Source organism: Bradyrhizobium sp. 63_E2_N1_3 (assembly GCF_052076005.1).
In the GTDB taxonomy this organism is placed as follows: Bacteria; Pseudomonadota; Alphaproteobacteria; order Rhizobiales; family Xanthobacteraceae; genus Bradyrhizobium; species Bradyrhizobium barranii.
This window is the reverse complement of record NZ_CP197235.1, coordinates 7,618,916-7,633,747: the sequence shown is the minus strand read 5'-3', so window position 1 is coordinate 7,633,747 and position 14,832 is coordinate 7,618,916. Positions and strand designations below refer to the sequence as shown.

The window sequence follows — 14,832 nt, the reverse complement described above, 5'->3', positions numbered from 1 at the left end:
TGCGGACGATGATAACCAAGAAGAAAGTGGAGGGCGCCGGCGGCAGCTGTGAGCTCGCGCGTCGATGCGTCTTGCCTGGGAAGGAGATGCCGAGCATGCCGGGAAGACAACTGGTCCGCGGAGTCGTTGCTCTGCTTGCGGCGCTGGGCGCCACTTCGGCCGCGATGGCCGGAAACTACGACACCGGCGCGACCGACACGTCGATCAAGCTCGGGCAGACCATGCCCTACTCGGGACCGGCCTCCGCGTATTCCGCGATTGGCCGCGCCGAGATCGCCTATTTCAAGATGCTCAACGACAAGGGCGGCATCAACGGCCGCAAGGTCGAGCTGCTCAGCATGGACGACGGTTATTCCCCGTCGAAGACGGTCGAGCAGGTTCGCCGCCTCGCCGAGGGCGACGAGGTGCTGGCGATGTTCTCAATGCTCGGCACCGGTCCCAACATCGCCGCGCAGAAATACCTCAACGCCAAGAAGATCCCGCAGCTGTTCCCGTCGAGCGGCGCCAGCCGCTGGAACGATCCGCAGCATTTTCCCTGGACCACCGGTTCGCAGCCGACCTACCGGACCGAAGGCCGCATCTATGCCAAGTGGATTCTTGCGAACAAGCCGAATGCCAAAATCGCCGTCATCACGCCGAACGAAGATCCCGGGCGCGACTATCTCGCCGGCTTCAAAGAAGGGTTAGGGGAGCACGTCAACCAGATCGTGTCCGAGGCCACCTACGAGACATCGGATCCGACCGTCGACTCCCAGATCGTCAAGTTCAAGGCCGCCGGCGCCGACGTTGTTTTCAACGAGTGCACGCCGAAATTCGCGGCGCAAGCGATCAAGAAGATCGCCGAGCTCGGCTGGAAGCCGCAGATCATCCTTCCCGCCGTTTCCAACTCCGTCGGCTCCGTGCTGGTGCCGGCCGGGCTCGACAATTCCGTCGGCATCGTCACCGGTGCTTTCCAGAAGGATCCCGGTGATCCGCGCTGGGAGAATGATTCCGGCATGAAAGCCTGGCGCGAGTGGATGAAGACGTACAATTCGAGCGCCGATCCGGCCGACGTCTTCAACGTCACCGGCTACACCATGGCGCAGATCATGGAGCTGGTGCTGCAGCGCGCCGGCAACGACCTCACCCGCGCCAATTTGATGAAGCAGACGCAGTCGTTCAGGGATGTCGAATTGCCGATGCTGCTGCCGGGCATCAAGCTCAACACCTCGGCCGAGCAGGTGACGCCGATCCGGCAGTTGCAGATGGCGCGCTTCAACGGAAAATCCTGGGAGCTGTTCGGCGACGTGATCGGCGAATAGGATCGACGCAATGTGACGGGCGGGCTGGTACCAGCCCGCCCGTCTTGTCCCACAATTGCTTCCTCCAACGACAGTGAAACGACGATGACACCGACCGGCCCCCTCAGCGGTATCCGCGTTCTCGATCTGACGAGCGTGCTGTTCGGCCCCTACGCCGCGCAGATGCTCGGCGACTGGGGCGCCGATGTCATCAAGGTCGAGCCGCCCGCGGGCGACACCTGGCGCTACACCGGCGTGTTCCGGAACCGCGGCATGAGCGGCCAGTTCATGGCCGTCAACCGCAACAAGCGCAGCCTCGCGCTCGACCTGAAGCATCCGGACGGCAAGGCGGCGCTGGCAAAACTGATCCCGACGGTCGATGCGCTCGTCACCAATGTGCGACCCGCGGCGATGGCGCGGCTCGGCTTCGGTTACGCGGCCTGCGCAAAGCTCAATCCGCGGCTGATCTATGCCGCGGCGACCGGCTTCGGCCAGGACGGGCCGTGGGCGGCGCGCCCCGCATTCGACGAGATCATCCAGGCGGCTTCAGGCCTTGCGTCATCGATCGGATCGGACGAGGAGCCGGAATTCGTTCCGAGCCTGATCGGCGACAAGATCTGCGCGATGGCGATGGTCGGCGCGGTGTCCGCGGCCTTGTTCCGGCGCGAGCGCAGCGGGCAGGGCCAGATGGTCGAAGTCCCCATGCTGGAAACCATCGCCGGCTTCAACAGTATCGAGATGCTGGGCGGGCACGCGTTCGATCCGCCGATCGGCCCGACCGGCTACAAGCGGATGAAGAACCGGCGCCCGGTGCAGACCAAGGATGGCTGGCTGACGATGCTGCCTTACTCCGGAGACAATTGGTGCGCGTTCTTCGAGGCTGTCGGCCGCCCCGAGCTGATCGAGGAGCTCGGGGTGCGCGATCCCGTGCTTCGTTCCCAGAACATCGACAAGGTCTATGACCGCATGAGCGAGATCGGGCCGACCCGCACCACGGCGGAATGGGAGGAGCTATTGCTGCGGCTGGACGTGCCGCACACCGCCTTCGCCCGGCTCACCGAGATCGGCGAGCAGCCGCATCTCGCCGCCGTCGCACTGTTTGCGGATATCGATCATCCGACCGAAGGCCGGATCCGGCAGGCGCGGCCCGCGACGAAATTCTCGGAAAGCCCGGCCGGCATCCATCGCATGGCGCCGCGCCTCGGCGAGCATTCGCGCGAGGTGTTGCGCGAGGCGGGCCTGAGCGATGCGGAAATCCAGGCCGCGGTCGACAGCAAGGCGGTCGGGGTCGCGTCTTGAGCCGCGGCGTTCGGGAACCGCATCTCTGTGATGACGGTCACATCCTGCTGTCGCGGGCGGGTCTAGCGTAGGCCTGTTCATCTTCGCCCCGGATGCGGTCATGACCACCAGCGACTTTGCCTTCGTTCTGCGCAGGCTGGGCCTTGCTGCCGCCCTCATCTGCGTCCTCCTGAGCCTTACCGTGTTCGCGGTCCTGCTAATCGTGGAGCACGAACCGGTCGGGCAGGCTGCCGCGCACGCTCTGCCGCTCATGGTGTATGCGCTGTTCGGCCTGTTCGGCGCTGCAATGACCCGGCTGATCGGGCGCCGTACCCACTAACCGGACATTGTGCCGCAGCGATTCGTGACCAGCCCCGGGCCAGCTCCGGCCCCAGCCCACCTTCCGCCCGCGCGAGCCCTCGTATATGAGAGATTTGCCGCCTGATAGGTCCGAATATTGCCGGATACGGAACGCAAGGTGGCTGCGAATTCTTAATTCAAAGATCGCAATCTGATGTGATCGACGTAAGGCGCGGACTGGTACTGGACCGGGGAATGGCATGAAAGACCTGATGACGACGGCGCAATCCACCACGGCGATGCGGCGTTGGCGGCCCCCCGGACTTGTTGCGCTCGCAACGGCCGTTGCCCTGACGGCGCTGAGCGGAAGCGCCGAGGCGGCCAAGCAGGCCCGCCAGCCGGCCGAGGCGGTGGCGCCGCGCGAGGCCGGCGAGCCGATCATGGCGATCGTGTCGATCAAGAGCCAGCAGGTCACTTTCTACGATTCCGACGGCTGGATTCTGCGCGCGCCGGTGTCCACCGGCACCACCGGGCGAGAGACGCCGGCCGGCGTCTTCGCCATCGTCGAGAAGGACAAGGACCACCGTTCGACCATGTATGACGATGCCTGGATGCCCAACATGCAGCGCATCACCTGGAACGGCATCGCGCTGCATGGCGGGCCGCTGCCCGGCTATGCCGCTTCGCACGGCTGCGTGCGCATGCCCTTCAACTTCGCCGAGGGCCTGTTCGACAAGACCAACATCGGCATGCGCGTGATCATCTCGCCGAACGACGCGGCCCCGATCGATTTCACTCATCCCTCGCTGTTCGTGCCGAAGCGCGAGGCCATCGCGGCCGTGCCGAACCGGGCCGACAAGCTCTCCGCTGAAGCCGAGGAGGCGATCCAGGCTGCCGCCGAGGCCAAGAAGGCTGCGGCCGCGGCCGCGAAGGAGGCCGCGTCGCTTCCCGCGTCGCTGCGCAAGCTGGAACAGCAGAAGTCCAAGGCCGACGCCGAGCTCGCCTTCGCCGACAAGAAGATCGCGGCTGCCAAGACCGATCAGGCGCGGGCGCAGGCCGAGGAGCTGAAGCAGAAGGTTGCGACCAAGGCCGCCGACGCTGCGTCGGCGCTCGAGGCCGCCAAGGCCGCCGCGCAGCCGAAGCGCGACGCCGTTGCCGCCACCAAGGAGGCGGCAAAGGTCGCGGCAACCAGGAAGGCCGATGCGGTGACGGCTGCGACCGACGCCAAGCTCGCGCTTGAGCCGGTGTCCGTTTACATCAGCCGCGCGACGCAGAAGCTCTACGTGCGGCGGAACACGCACAAGCCGGCGCCGGACGGCGGCGGCGAGGTGTTCGACACCAGCATCGAGGTGCCCGTCACCATCCGCAATCCCGACCAGCCGCTCGGCACGCATATCTTCACCGCGATGGCGAAGGCCGATACCGGCCTGCGCTGGAGCGTGGTCACGATCGAGAACGGCGACGACGCCAAGGACGCGCTCGATCGCATCACCATTCCGCAGGACGTCTGGGATCGCATCGGGCCGACGGCATTGCCGCGTTCGTCGATCGTGATTTCGGACGAGCCGCTGAGCGCCGAGACCAATTACCGCACCGAGTTCGTCGCGGTGCTGAGCAATCATCCGCAGGGCGGCTTCATCACCCGCAAGCCGACCGCGCCGCCGCCGATGGAAATGGCAAGCGATGACAGCTGGGGCAATGGCGGCAACGGCTTCGGCTTCTTCTTCCAGCAGCAGCCGAACCCGCAGCCCGTCAATCCGCGCCGCCGCGGCCAGTATCAGTATTATCAGCCGGCGCAGCCGATGCAGCGGGGCTTCTGGTAGGACGGCGCGCCGCGCTGGGCCGCGTCATCGCCTGAGCTGAAGATATCTGTCGTCGGCGACCGCAGCGGCGCCGACGACGGGCATACCGGCTGTCTACTGTGGACCCGTCGACATGCCCTGCAACTGCCGAAGCGGATTGAGCGGGCCAAGCGGGATCAGCTCGAAGCTCATGAGATGAGCCTGCCCCAGGGGCAGCTTTTCGAGCATGTCATGAGCGGCCGCGATATCCGTGACGTTCAGGATGAACGCGACGCCGACACGATTTTGCAGCGAGTACCACTGGTCGATTTTGCCATCGAGATAGAGCTTCACCGTCTCGCGCACTTCCATCGGCAGGATGGCGCGCGCAGCGGCGACATCGGCGCCGGGGTTTACGGTGCCGATCGCGAGAATTCGGGTGGTCGGTGTCGGTGGCGTGGGTGACTGCGCGCGTCCGGGGACGGCGGAGGTCAGGCACAGGGCGAATGCCAGGAGACCGGCAGCGAGTGTAAGCTTCATTTGAAATCCTCCATGTTCCGAGGTTTACGCTCTTCATTTAGTCATGCTTCGCCGGCAGCGATTGCCGCACGTTGCATCGCCGCCGTGGAACGGCGGCGATGCGGGCCGGTTCGGAAGGTTGGTGGAAGCGTCGCGTGTCGGTCCGACGCGCGGTCACTTGCCCTGGATGAGCATGCCCAGCGGCGCGAGCGGACCGACTTGCATCAGCTCGTAAGTGGCGAAGCCGTCGGTGACGAGCGGCAGTGCTTCCACGGTCGCCTTGGCCTGTTCGAGGGATTCGACGTTCATCAGGAAGACCACGCCTGGCTTGTCCTGGCGAAACCAGAACTGCTCGATCTTCCCGTCGAGATACAGCTTGAGCGTGGCCGGCACTTCCCTCGGCATGATCTGCTGCCGCTGCTCGGGTGTCGGTGCCTTGCCGATGTTACCGATGGCGATGACTTTCATGTGGGCTCCTTTGGATTGCTGCTTGTCAGTGGACGGCATCGGATCGACCTCCTGCAATGTTGGCAGAAGCGCCATTTTTAGATGCGTTCACGCCATCGATTCCTCGAGCGAACATCTGGAATAGCGTTGTTGGTTCAGATGATTGCCCTTATCTATCGATCGCGATGAAGGCCTTTGTTCCGGTTGCCGTTGCATCGCAAGCTAGGCTTGCTTCCGTCCGAACGGTATTGTCGTAAACGACAACTTTGAGAGCGTTTCCGCCATGCGCATTCAATTGCTCGCCCTAGAGGGATTTTGGGACACCGGGCTGACCGTGACGCTCGATGCGTTCACGATCGCCAACAATTTCGCGGCCGCTCAAACGGGCGGAGCGCCCCATTTCGATGTCTCAATTGTCGGCGTGCGGAAGAAGGTCCGATCCGGGCAGGGCTTTGCGATCCCCGTCAAATCGGTAACATCCGATCTGAAGCCGGACTGGGTCATCGTGCCGGCGTTGAATACGAGCCGGCCGGAACAGCTGATTCCGGCGCTCGACCGGCGCGATGTCAGAGAGGCAGTGAAACAGCTCCAGTCCTGGTACGCCGAGGGCGCGCGCATCGCCGCGTCCTGCATCGGTACCTTCGTGCTGGCGGAGGCGGGGCTGCTCGATAGACGAGACGCGACCACCACGTGGTGGCTGTCACCCTTGTTTCGCCAACGCTACCCCAATGTTCGTCTCGATGAGACACGCATGCTGGTGACGTCAGACCGCGTCGTCACGGCGGGCGCTGCGATGGGGCATCTCGATCTTGCGCTGTGGTTCATACGCCAGGCGAGCCCCGAGCTCGCGGCCGTCGTGTCGCGCTATCTGCTCGCCGACCTGCGCTCCCTGCAGGCGCCCTTCATCATTCCCAATCACCTCGCGCAGGCCGATCCGCTCATCCAGCGTTTCGAGCACTGGGCGCGCGAACATCTCAAGCAAGGGTTTTCGCTGCAGGAGGCCGCCAGTGCGCTCGCGACGAGCGCACGCACCTTGCAGCGCCGGTGCGAGTCGGTGCTGGGTAAGTCTCCGCTCTCCTACTTTCAGGATCTGCGAGTCGAGCGCGCGCAGTCGCTGCTGCATGGCAGCGGTCTCGACGTCGATGCGATCGCCGCCGAGGTCGGCTATGAGGACGGCGCGACGCTCCGGACGCTCTTGCGGGAACGGCTCGGACGCGGCGTGCGCGAGCTTCGCGCAAACCTGCGCTGAGGGTCCGCACCTACGGCCGCGCCTCGATCACGATCGCCTGAATCTTGCCTTCGACCGCTCCGGACCCATGGCGCGATCGGAGCGCCTCGGCGACGAGGTCGGTCGCAGCCTGAAGCTTGCTGGCATCCCTGGCCTCGATCTCGCTGCGCAGCGGCGTGCCCTGGCAGAGCGCGATCGCAACATACTCGGCCGACGGCGCGCGGCTCACCGCAGCAAGCGTTTCGATCGAGATGTGGCGGAAGCCCGCTTGTTCCAGGTCGGCTCTGATAATGGCCTTGTCGTGATAGCCATGCGGCGTCCGCACCATGAAACGGGGCGGATCATCGGGAAACATTTTTCCGAGCGCCGCGGTGGCGTCATCGGCGAACACGTTTTCCTCGATGCGGTCCCAGACGTTGAATACGAACGTGCCTTCCGGCCGCAACACCCGCTTTGCCTCGGCGTAGCCTTTGACGCGGTCGGGAAAGAACATGACGCCGAACTGGCAGCAGACCGCGTCGAACGCGGCTTCGTCAAAGGGCAGGGCGGTGGCATCCGCCTGACGCCATGTCATGCGCGGGTCCTCACCCTGGCGCTGCGCCGCGATCTCGAGCATCGGCTCGTTGAGATCGGTTGCGACGTAACGGATGCCGGGAGGCAGCGCCGCGGTCACGGCCCGCGTAACGGCGCCGGTACCTGCCGCGGTTTCCAGTATCGTCGACGGGGAAAGAGCCGCGATACGCTTCGCGATGTCGGCGGCGTAGTGGGCAAAGATCAGCGGGACGAGATACTCGTCGTAGATTTTCGGAATCGAGCCGGCGAAAACCTTGTCAGTGTTGGACATGCTTGCCTCGCTGAAGGTTCGGACACGAGGTTCATGCTACCATGGATCGCAGTCGTACCGCATCTGCGGCCTCTTCCGGTCGCAATCCGGCGGTCGGATTTTAAGGTTTCGCTCCGCCGACTTCGCGGATCGGCCGCGTCCCGTCCCAGGTCATCGCCGCCTGCTGGACCTTCTCGAAGAACGGCCCCTTGGTGCCGCTGATGTCGGAGATTTCGATGATGGTTCCTGGATGGGCCTGCGTGTCGAAATAGGCAAAGCGTCCCTTGTCTCCGCCGATCTGGCCTTCATGGCCTATCCTGTAGCCGAGCCCGAGTGCCTTGTCGTAGAGCGCCTGATAGTCGTGGCTCCAGTAGGACATGTGCTGGAGGCCCTCGTGGCCGGCGTCGAGGAATTCCTTGTACAGCGAGGGCGCATCGTTGCGCTGCTGGATCAGCTCGATCTGGAGATCGCCGGAATTGGCCAGCGCAATGCTCATCTCGACCGCGGAGTCCTGGCCGCGATGGCGGAACCAGTCGGTCTTGACGCGGTCCATGTAGTACCAGGGGCCGACGCCCATCACCTCGATCCAGTGCTTGATCGCGGCGTGGATGTCCCGCACGACGTATCCGTTCTGGCGCACCGCGCCGAAAATGCGGCTCATGCCCGCGCTCCCTTCTGATCGCTTGCGATCGTCACTTGACCTCGATGCCTGCGTCCCTGGCAACCTGCTTCCAGGCTGCGATGTCGCGGGCGTTGATGTCGCGCTGCTCGTCGCCCGGCACGTATTGCGGCGTGATGCCGAGCCCCAAAAGCTTCTCCTTCACCTCGGCATCGCCCAGCGCGTCCTTCAACGCCGCCGACAATTTCTGTGCGATCGGGGGAGCGAGGCCGGCGGGACCATACATCGCCCAGGACAGGCTGCGGTCGAACGGCACGCCCTGTTCCTTGTAGGTTGCGACGTCAGGCAGGCTCGGCGAGCGCTCGCCGCAGGCGGCCAGCGCCTTGATAGAGCCGTCCTTCACCAGTGGCGTTGCGGTTGCCATGTCCAGCGTTGCAAGCGAGATGTGGCCGCCAAGCAGGTCGCCCGCGAGTTTGGCGATGCCGTTGAACGGCACGTGATCCATCTTGATGCCGGTCTGCTGCATCAGGATTTCCGCGCAGAATTGTCCGGTCGAGCCGACGCCCCAGCTTCCGTACTGGATCGGCTCGCCCTTCTTGGAAAGCGCGATCAGGCCCTTGATGTCATTGGCGGGAAAATCCCTGGTCGCCACCAGCATGATCGAGGACGTCCCGATGCGTCCGATCGTCGTAAAATCCTTGATCGAATCGTAGGGCAGTTTTGGATAGATCGCCGGCGCCAGCACATGCGTGGTCATGCCGCCGACGGTGATGGTGTAGCCGTCGTTCGGCGACGCCGCGACCATCTGCGTGCCGAGTGTGCCGGCAGCACCCGTGTGGTTCTCGATATAGACGCTCTGTCCAAGCGTTTTGCCCATCTTGTCGGCGAGCAAGCGGCCGATCACGTCGCCGCCGCCGCCGGCCGCATAGGGCAGAAGCATTTTGATCTTGTGGGTGGGGTAGGTGGCAGGATCCTCGGCGTGTGCCGGCAGTGCCGCCGACAGCAATGCGAGCAATGACAGGGTGACAGTGCGCAGCTTCATGATAGTTCCCCCTAATCCTCGAAACGAAATCTGTAGGCCTCGCCATGCCGGATCACGTGGCCCGCAGTCGGCGCCGGAAAATGGCCGGTGAGCAGATAGCTCGGCGTGTCCGCAAGTTCTTCCAGCAGCGCCATCCGTGTTGCGACCGCGGCGGCCGGATCGACGTCGGCGGCGTTCGACAGCCACGGCGCCGCGCACTGGATGGGATGGTGGATGACGTCGCCGGACATCACCGCGTGATCGTGGCCGCCATTGAGGTGGATCTGCATGTTGCCGGCGGTATGGCCCGGTGCCGGCGCGAAGCGTAAGCCTGCGTCGCGATCGTTGAACACGCGATGATCGGTCTCGACCAGCTCGGCGAGGCCGGCTGCGACGACCGGCAGCACGGAGTCCTCGAAAGAGCCGTGGTTGACCGGGCGTTTCGGCGCGGCATTGTGCGCGGCCTCGAAGTGGCGGTACTCCTCGCGTCCCATCAGATAACGCGCGTTGGGGAAGGTCGGCACCCAGCGGCCGTCCACGAGGCGCGTGTTCCAGCCGACGTGGTCGACATGCAGATGCGTGCACATCACGAAGTCGACCTCTTCAGGGGCAACGCCCAGCGCCTGCATGTTGTCGAGATAAGGTCGGTTGAGGTTGTCCCACATCGGCACGCGCGGCCGCGGCTTGTGGTTGCCGCAGCAGGTGTCGACGATGGCGGTCCAGCGCGGCGTGCGCACCAGATAGGAGTGGTGGCTGAGGATGAAGCGACCGGTCTCCGGCTCGATATAGCGATGATCGAGCCAGCTCCGGTTCTCCGCGATCACCGCGTCGGTGACGTTGGCGAACAGCCAGGTCTTTTCGAAGGCAAGCGAAGGGATCTCGCTGACGAGATCGATCCGCATGCTGCCGATCCTGACCTGCCGCATGGGCTCAGTTCTTCAGGAGGTCGCCGAACGGCACCCAGCGCGTGCCGTCGAAGCGGATGAGCTGGAGGCTCGTCATCGGCGTGTAGTGCTCGGGCGAATTGTTCACCGCGGTGCCGTTGATCAGCATCGGCAGCTTTACGTCCTTGAGCGTCGTGGCCTGCTTCAGCACATTGGCACGGGTGAGGTCGTTTCCGGACGCCTTCAGCACCGTCACCAGCGTCTGCGCGATGGTGTAGCCGTAGACATTGAGCCAGTCGCTCTTGTTGGCGTCCGGCAGGTACTTGTCCATGAACGCCAGCCATTCCTTATAGCCGGCGTCGTCCCTCGAGGCCGGGTCGGTCGCGTCCTTCAAATACTGGCTGGAGATGACGCCGGTGGAATTGTCCTTGCCGGCCGGCTCCAGCACGCCGCTGATCGAGGCCGAGACATTGGAGATGATGGTGACAGGCTTCCACCCGATCTCGCCGATCTTGCGGATCGCCTGCGCCGCGAATTTTGGCGTTGCCGCCACCAGCACGATTTCTGCGCCTGCGGTCTTGAGCTGCAGGATTTGCGTATCGACCGTCGGCGCCGAGGTCTCGTAAGCCGCGCGCGCAACGATCGCCTCGCCGCTGCCGAGCCCTTCCTCCAACGCCTTCAGATAGTCCTTGCCGAGGTCGTCGTTCTGGTAGAGCACGCCGATCTTCGCATTGGCGTGGCTCGCCTTGATGTACTTCGCGTAGGTGATCGCCTCGTCGCGATAGGTCGGCTGCCAGCCAACGGTCCACGGAAAGTTCTTGGGATCGTCCCACTTCGCGGCGCCAGAGCCGAGGAAGAGCTGCGGCACCTTGCGGTCGTTGAGATATTTGTGCACGGCGCTGTTGGTCGGCGTGCCGACGCCGCCGAAGATCAGCAGCACCTCCTCGCTCTCGACCAGCCGCCGCGTCTGCTCCACCGTCTTGGGCGGGCTGTAGGCATCATCGGCGATGATCATCTGGATGCGCCGGCCGTTGACGCCGCCGTCGTCGTTCACCTTGCGGAAATAGGCCTCCGCCGATTTGGCGATCTGCGCGAAGGCGGACACTGGCCCGCTCAGCGGCGCGGTGGTGCCGATCTTGATGGTCTTGTCGTCGGCGCCGGGATCGTATTTCGCGCTTTGGGCCTGAACGGCACTGGCTGCGAGCAGCGGCAACAGGATGCAGGCCGCACGAAGGCGAAGGCGGGCAAAGCGCGCCATGAGGTCGTCTCCCCAAAATTGCTCTCCGCCTCTCATTGGAGCGGAGTTGAAACGCGAGAACAGCGCCCGAAGCGGACTTGCGGGCCGCGACCGCTGCCGCCAGACTGGCGAAACGAACGATCGTTCGTACGGTTGACTAGCGAACGTTCGTTCGTTAGTCAAGCCACATGGCTGTCCACACCTCCAGCGCGGCGGAAGCGGCTGCGCCCACGACCCGCGAGCGCATCCTCAGCGAAGCGCTCAATCTGTTCGCGCAGAGCGGCTATGGCGGCGCCTCGATGCGCGAGCTTGCGCGCCGCGTCGGCATCCGCGAGAGCAGCCTCTACAACCATTTCTCCGGCAAGGCCGCGATCCTAGAAGCGATCGTGGCCGAGCACGGCCCCGCCAGTTCGGCGAGCCGGTTGGAAGAGCCGCGCTACAAGCAGCTGGCGCGCCAGCCGGCCGCGTTCTGCCGTCAGTTCGCGCTTGATCTCGTCGAGCAATGGTCCGACCCGCGCGAGCACCAATTCCAGAAAGTAATCACCGCCGAACGTAACCGCGTGCCCGGCATCCGCGCCAAATTCGCCGACCATTTTTATGCGCGCGAGCAGAGCATGATGACGGATTACTTTCGCGGTTTTGCGCTCGCCGGCCTGGTCTCGACACCCGATCCGCGCGAGGCCGCGCGGCTGTTCGCGGCCGGCCTGATCTACATCCGCCTCGAGCATTACGTGATGGGCGCGGCACCTTCGCCGCGGCCGAAGGTGATCGAGGCGATCGACCGCTATCTCGCCTTTTTCCTGTCGCTGATCGCGGCAGGCAATGGCGAAGACAACAAGAAACGAAAACCCAAGGGAGAAACGCGTGGCAAGGCTGCCCCTGATTGATCCGGAGACGACGAGCGGCGATATCCGCGCCTCGTTCGACCGCATGCCGGTCAAGCTCAACATCTTCCGCATGATGGCCCATGCCGAGGCCAACATGATCCCGGCGATGCGGCTCGGCAATTCGATCCTGCACAAGCAGAAGCTCTCAGCCGTCAACCGCGAGCTTTTGATCTTGCAGGCCGCCCAGCTCGAGGGCGGCGCCTATGAATGGCGCCAGCACGTGCCGATCGCGATCGGGGTCAGCTGCACGCAAGGACAGATCGATGCGGTGGAGCGGGCTGACTACGATGCCGCCAGCTTCAGCGATGCTGAGCGCGCGTTGCTGAAGTTCGGCCGCGAGGTGGTCGAGAATGTTCGCGTGCCCGAGGCGACCTTCGCTGCCGCGCGAAAACACTTCAGCGATCAGGAGATCGTCGAAGCCATCGTCGCGCTCGGCTTCTATATGATGATGGCGCGCCTGACCGAGGCAACCGAAACCGATCTCGATCCCGCGGCCGGCATGAAGGTCTATGACGGCGGCAAGAAGTAGGGCGGCTGAGATGGCGGAAATCGATAGCAAACCGGAGCGTTACGTCCGTCCACCAAGCGCGGAGTCATTGGGCGAAGCGCCGGGCAGGGGACGCCTGAAGGGACGTCGTATCCTGATCGTCGGCGGCGGCCAGCGCGTGTTCGACGCTGCCACCGATCCGATCGGCAACGGCCGCGCCATGAGCATTTTGTGCGCACGCGAGGGCGCGAAGGTCGCGGTGGCAGATCTCAACCGGACGTCCGCACAGCAGACCGTCAAGCACATCACCGACGAAGGCGGCGAGGGTTTTGCCATCACTGCCGACGTCACGTCGGAGCCTGACGTCCAGCGCATGATCGAGGAGGCGCATCGCGCGATGGGCGGCCTTGACGGCATGGTGCTGAACATCGGCACCTTCGGCAAGACCGGCCTCGATGCCGTCAGCCCCGAGGAATGGAACAGGATCTACGACGTCAACGTCCGCGGTCCCATGCTGTGCTGCCGCGCCGCGATGCCGAAATTGGACAATGGCGGCGCCATCGTCTTCATCTCCTCGATCGCCGCGCTGAAAGCGGGATCGCAGATGGCGGTGTATGACTCGTCGAAAGCCGCGCTCGGCGGCCTGATGCGCAACATCGCCCATCTCGGATCACGCCGCGGCATCCGCGCCAATCTCGTCTATCCCGGCCTCGTCGACACCCCCAACGGCCGCGAAGCCGGCGCCGGCCGCCCCAGCCGCGGCAAGGGCCACGTCCCCTTCGGCCGGCAGGCCACCGCCTGGGAGATCGCCTATGCCGTGCTGTTCTTTCTGTCGGATGAGAGCGTCTACGTCACCGCACAGTCGCTCGCGGTGGATAGCGGCCTGAGCGGAATGTAAGACGCCAGCACAATCCGGCGGCGCGGAATTCGATGCCCCGGCGAGCAGAGTCTCTCTTCATTGCGGCGAGGACGTCGTCGGAGTTTGCGATTCGCTCATCTGCTCAAGTGCTTCCAATACGGCTTCGCAGGCCTTCTCGGCTTCGGCGAAGGTACTGAAGGGGGAGCCGCCAAGCTTGATCGCGGACTTGTTTTCTTCGACCGGTCGCCATGAGGCAACCAGGCCGGGCTTTCCGTGAAGGCCAGGACCGGTGCGGCTTTCGTTACTGATCACGAACGAAAATCCGCCGCTGCACGCCATCCAGATTTCAAGTTCATGCACCGGAGTCTCGACGCGCGTAAAGTGCAGGGTCATGTCTCTCTCCAGAGTTTGCTCCGCAGAATGGGCCACGGGCACAAGCCGTCAGTTGTGCGAATCCCGGATAGCCGCAAGGTCCGAGGTCTCTGATCCCTCGGCTTTCCATGCCGTCAAATCGCCCGGGAGCAGAATGGGATCGCTCTCAACCCGCCTGTTGCGGCTGACCCCTAAGCCAATGAGCCCGCCCAATACCAACGCGGAGCCTGCAATGATCAACCAGTACGGCAAGTCCAACACGGGCATTGCAATTCTCCCACTGAGAGGAGCGCGTTACGCAATTGCCTGGCCGAAGCGCGAGCGGATTACCTTTGGATAAGTGTCTGTATTATGCGGCGCTTCAAGCTTCGTGCAAGGTACCCAAAAGGGGTAGATTTCTGACCTAAATTGCCGCCGGCGGGGGCAAGGGAAGCGATCCGTCCCCCCAAATCTCGTCAAATCCGTCACCGAGAAGATCGGCAAGTTCGACAGCAAGGCTTTTGGTGCGGCCATGAAGGCTGACGGCCAACAATGCTCCCGACAAAGAGTGGAGGGCGCGCAGCCTGATGAAGCGAAGCGTCATCCGGGAGCACAGCCTCATCGCGCGAGTTGCCCCGGCACTGCGTTGCGCTTCATCCGGGCTACGAACTCAGGCGCAAGCTCCGCACAATCGCGCGACGGGATGAAACTGCCGGGCAATTTTTGCAGCGTCGTGCGAATTCCACGCGCTACGGCAAGGAAAGCCGGTAGGAATCAACGGCGCTGTCGCTGGCACATATCTTGCTGAACATTCTCCGCGCTTTGGAATGC

General features: G+C 64.0%; 16 protein-coding genes. 8 read left to right on the top strand and 8 right to left on the bottom strand.

Features of this window, described 5'->3' with window-relative positions; translation table 11 throughout:
- Nucleotides 1-86 precede the first annotated feature (86 nt).
- The 4 genes from AB7531_RS36215 to AB7531_RS36200 all read left to right on the top strand — a co-directional run bounded on the left by AB7531_RS36215 (nucleotide 87) and on the right by AB7531_RS36200 (nucleotide 4,681).
- Nucleotides 87-1,301 (top strand): ABC transporter substrate-binding protein, encoded by a 1,215-nt coding sequence (locus AB7531_RS36215; RefSeq protein WP_371496415.1) that lies wholly within the window; start codon nucleotides 87-89, stop codon nucleotides 1,299-1,301.
- 84 nt (nucleotides 1,302-1,385) lie between these two features.
- Nucleotides 1,386-2,579 (top strand): CaiB/BaiF CoA transferase family protein, encoded by a 1,194-nt coding sequence (locus tag AB7531_RS36210; protein WP_063985353.1) that lies wholly within the window; start codon nucleotides 1,386-1,388, stop codon nucleotides 2,577-2,579.
- Between the two features lie 100 nt (nucleotides 2,580-2,679).
- The gene (locus AB7531_RS36205) at nucleotides 2,680-2,898 is read left to right on the top strand and encodes a hypothetical protein (RefSeq protein ID WP_063985352.1); all 219 of its coding nucleotides are present in this window, start codon (nucleotides 2,680-2,682) and stop codon (nucleotides 2,896-2,898) included.
- A 220-nt stretch (nucleotides 2,899-3,118) separates the two neighbouring features.
- Nucleotides 3,119-4,681: a L,D-transpeptidase gene (locus AB7531_RS36200; RefSeq protein ID WP_063985351.1), complete on the top strand. Its 1,563-nt coding sequence runs from the start codon at nucleotides 3,119-3,121 to the stop codon at nucleotides 4,679-4,681.
- 93 nt (nucleotides 4,682-4,774) lie between these two features.
- Here AB7531_RS36200 and AB7531_RS36195 read toward each other — a convergent pair whose 3' ends face one another.
- Together AB7531_RS36195 and AB7531_RS36190 are read right to left on the bottom strand one after the other, a co-directional pair.
- Nucleotides 4,775-5,179, bottom strand: coding sequence for a hypothetical protein (locus AB7531_RS36195; RefSeq protein ID WP_063985350.1), 405 nt, complete (start codon nucleotides 5,177-5,179; stop codon nucleotides 4,775-4,777).
- A 153-nt stretch (nucleotides 5,180-5,332) separates the two neighbouring features.
- The gene (locus AB7531_RS36190) at nucleotides 5,333-5,701 is read right to left on the bottom strand and encodes a hypothetical protein (RefSeq protein WP_245328486.1); all 369 of its coding nucleotides are present in this window, start codon (nucleotides 5,699-5,701) and stop codon (nucleotides 5,333-5,335) included.
- A gap of 187 nt (nucleotides 5,702-5,888) precedes the next feature.
- Between AB7531_RS36190 and AB7531_RS36185 the strand changes: the two genes are divergently transcribed.
- Nucleotides 5,889-6,854, top strand: a complete 966-nt coding sequence (locus AB7531_RS36185) for a GlxA family transcriptional regulator (RefSeq protein ID WP_063985349.1) — start codon at nucleotides 5,889-5,891, stop codon at nucleotides 6,852-6,854.
- Between the two features lie 10 nt (nucleotides 6,855-6,864).
- On the opposite strand, the gene AB7531_RS36180 is transcribed toward AB7531_RS36185, so the two are convergent.
- The 5 genes from AB7531_RS36180 to AB7531_RS36160 form a co-directional block, all read right to left on the bottom strand.
- Nucleotides 6,865-7,677 carry a class I SAM-dependent methyltransferase gene (locus tag AB7531_RS36180; protein ID WP_063985348.1) on the bottom strand — a complete coding sequence of 271 codons (813 nt, stop codon included), beginning with the start codon at nucleotides 7,675-7,677 and terminating at the stop codon, nucleotides 6,865-6,867.
- A gap of 100 nt (nucleotides 7,678-7,777) precedes the next feature.
- Nucleotides 7,778-8,317, bottom strand: a complete 540-nt coding sequence (locus tag AB7531_RS36175) for a VOC family protein (protein ID WP_063985347.1) — start codon at nucleotides 8,315-8,317, stop codon at nucleotides 7,778-7,780.
- 31 nt (nucleotides 8,318-8,348) lie between these two features.
- Nucleotides 8,349-9,317 carry a Bug family tripartite tricarboxylate transporter substrate binding protein gene (locus AB7531_RS36170; protein ID WP_063985346.1) on the bottom strand — a complete coding sequence of 323 codons (969 nt, stop codon included), beginning with the start codon at nucleotides 9,315-9,317 and terminating at the stop codon, nucleotides 8,349-8,351.
- An 11-nt stretch (nucleotides 9,318-9,328) separates the two neighbouring features.
- Complete coding sequence (locus AB7531_RS36165) at nucleotides 9,329-10,222, bottom strand: MBL fold metallo-hydrolase (protein ID WP_063985345.1); 894 nt, start codon at nucleotides 10,220-10,222, stop codon at nucleotides 9,329-9,331.
- 4 nt (nucleotides 10,223-10,226) lie between these two features.
- Nucleotides 10,227-11,438, bottom strand: a complete 1,212-nt coding sequence (locus AB7531_RS36160) for an ABC transporter substrate-binding protein (RefSeq protein WP_063985344.1) — start codon at nucleotides 11,436-11,438, stop codon at nucleotides 10,227-10,229.
- Between the two features lie 167 nt (nucleotides 11,439-11,605).
- Here AB7531_RS36160 and AB7531_RS36155 point away from each other — a divergent pair, with 167 nt between their 5' ends.
- From AB7531_RS36155 to AB7531_RS36145, 3 genes are read left to right on the top strand one after another with little or no spacing between them, the layout of a single operon-like run.
- Entirely contained in the window at nucleotides 11,606-12,304 is a 699-nt protein-coding gene (locus AB7531_RS36155) for a TetR/AcrR family transcriptional regulator (protein ID WP_063985343.1), read from the top strand.
- Nucleotides 12,282-12,833, top strand: coding sequence for a carboxymuconolactone decarboxylase family protein (locus tag AB7531_RS36150; RefSeq protein ID WP_063985342.1), 552 nt, complete (start codon nucleotides 12,282-12,284; stop codon nucleotides 12,831-12,833). Before AB7531_RS36155 ends, AB7531_RS36150 begins: the two co-directional genes overlap by 23 nt.
- 10 nt (nucleotides 12,834-12,843) lie before the next feature.
- Nucleotides 12,844-13,689 (top strand): SDR family NAD(P)-dependent oxidoreductase, encoded by an 846-nt coding sequence (locus tag AB7531_RS36145; protein WP_063985341.1) that lies wholly within the window; start codon nucleotides 12,844-12,846, stop codon nucleotides 13,687-13,689.
- Nucleotides 13,690-13,746: 57 nt separating this feature from the next.
- Here the strand turns inward: AB7531_RS36145 and AB7531_RS36140 are convergent, their stop codons facing one another.
- Nucleotides 13,747-14,043, bottom strand: coding sequence for a hypothetical protein (locus tag AB7531_RS36140; RefSeq protein WP_028153826.1), 297 nt, complete (start codon nucleotides 14,041-14,043; stop codon nucleotides 13,747-13,749).
- Between the last annotated feature and the right edge of the window lie 789 nt (nucleotides 14,044-14,832).

Excerpts from the sequence above, each read along its gene's own strand:
- AB7531_RS36160 (WP_063985344.1), bottom strand. The coding sequence starts at position 11,438 with ATGGCGCGCTTTGCCCGCCTTCGCCTTCGTGCGGCCTGCATCCTGTTG.
- AB7531_RS36185 (WP_063985349.1), top strand. The coding sequence starts at position 5,889 with ATGCGCATTCAATTGCTCGCCCTAGAGGGATTTTGGGACACCGGGCTG.
- AB7531_RS36145 (WP_063985341.1), top strand. The coding sequence starts at position 12,844 with ATGGCGGAAATCGATAGCAAACCGGAGCGTTACGTCCGTCCACCAAGC.
- AB7531_RS36190 (WP_245328486.1), bottom strand. The coding sequence starts at position 5,701 with ATGGCGCTTCTGCCAACATTGCAGGAGGTCGATCCGATGCCGTCCACT.
- AB7531_RS36175 (WP_063985347.1), bottom strand. The coding sequence starts at position 8,317 with ATGAGCCGCATTTTCGGCGCGGTGCGCCAGAACGGATACGTCGTGCGG.
- AB7531_RS36195 (WP_063985350.1), bottom strand. The coding sequence starts at position 5,179 with ATGAAGCTTACACTCGCTGCCGGTCTCCTGGCATTCGCCCTGTGCCTG.
- AB7531_RS36215 (WP_371496415.1), top strand. The coding sequence starts at position 87 with ATGCCGAGCATGCCGGGAAGACAACTGGTCCGCGGAGTCGTTGCTCTG.
- AB7531_RS36180 (WP_063985348.1), bottom strand. The coding sequence starts at position 7,677 with ATGTCCAACACTGACAAGGTTTTCGCCGGCTCGATTCCGAAAATCTAC.
- AB7531_RS36155 (WP_063985343.1), top strand. The coding sequence starts at position 11,606 with ATGGCTGTCCACACCTCCAGCGCGGCGGAAGCGGCTGCGCCCACGACC.
- AB7531_RS36210 (WP_063985353.1), top strand. The coding sequence starts at position 1,386 with ATGACACCGACCGGCCCCCTCAGCGGTATCCGCGTTCTCGATCTGACG.
- AB7531_RS36140 (WP_028153826.1), bottom strand. The coding sequence starts at position 14,043 with ATGACCCTGCACTTTACGCGCGTCGAGACTCCGGTGCATGAACTTGAA.
- AB7531_RS36200 (WP_063985351.1), top strand. The coding sequence starts at position 3,119 with ATGAAAGACCTGATGACGACGGCGCAATCCACCACGGCGATGCGGCGT.
- AB7531_RS36165 (WP_063985345.1), bottom strand. The coding sequence starts at position 10,222 with ATGCGGCAGGTCAGGATCGGCAGCATGCGGATCGATCTCGTCAGCGAG.
- AB7531_RS36205 (WP_063985352.1), top strand. The coding sequence starts at position 2,680 with ATGACCACCAGCGACTTTGCCTTCGTTCTGCGCAGGCTGGGCCTTGCT.
- AB7531_RS36170 (WP_063985346.1), bottom strand. The coding sequence starts at position 9,317 with ATGAAGCTGCGCACTGTCACCCTGTCATTGCTCGCATTGCTGTCGGCG.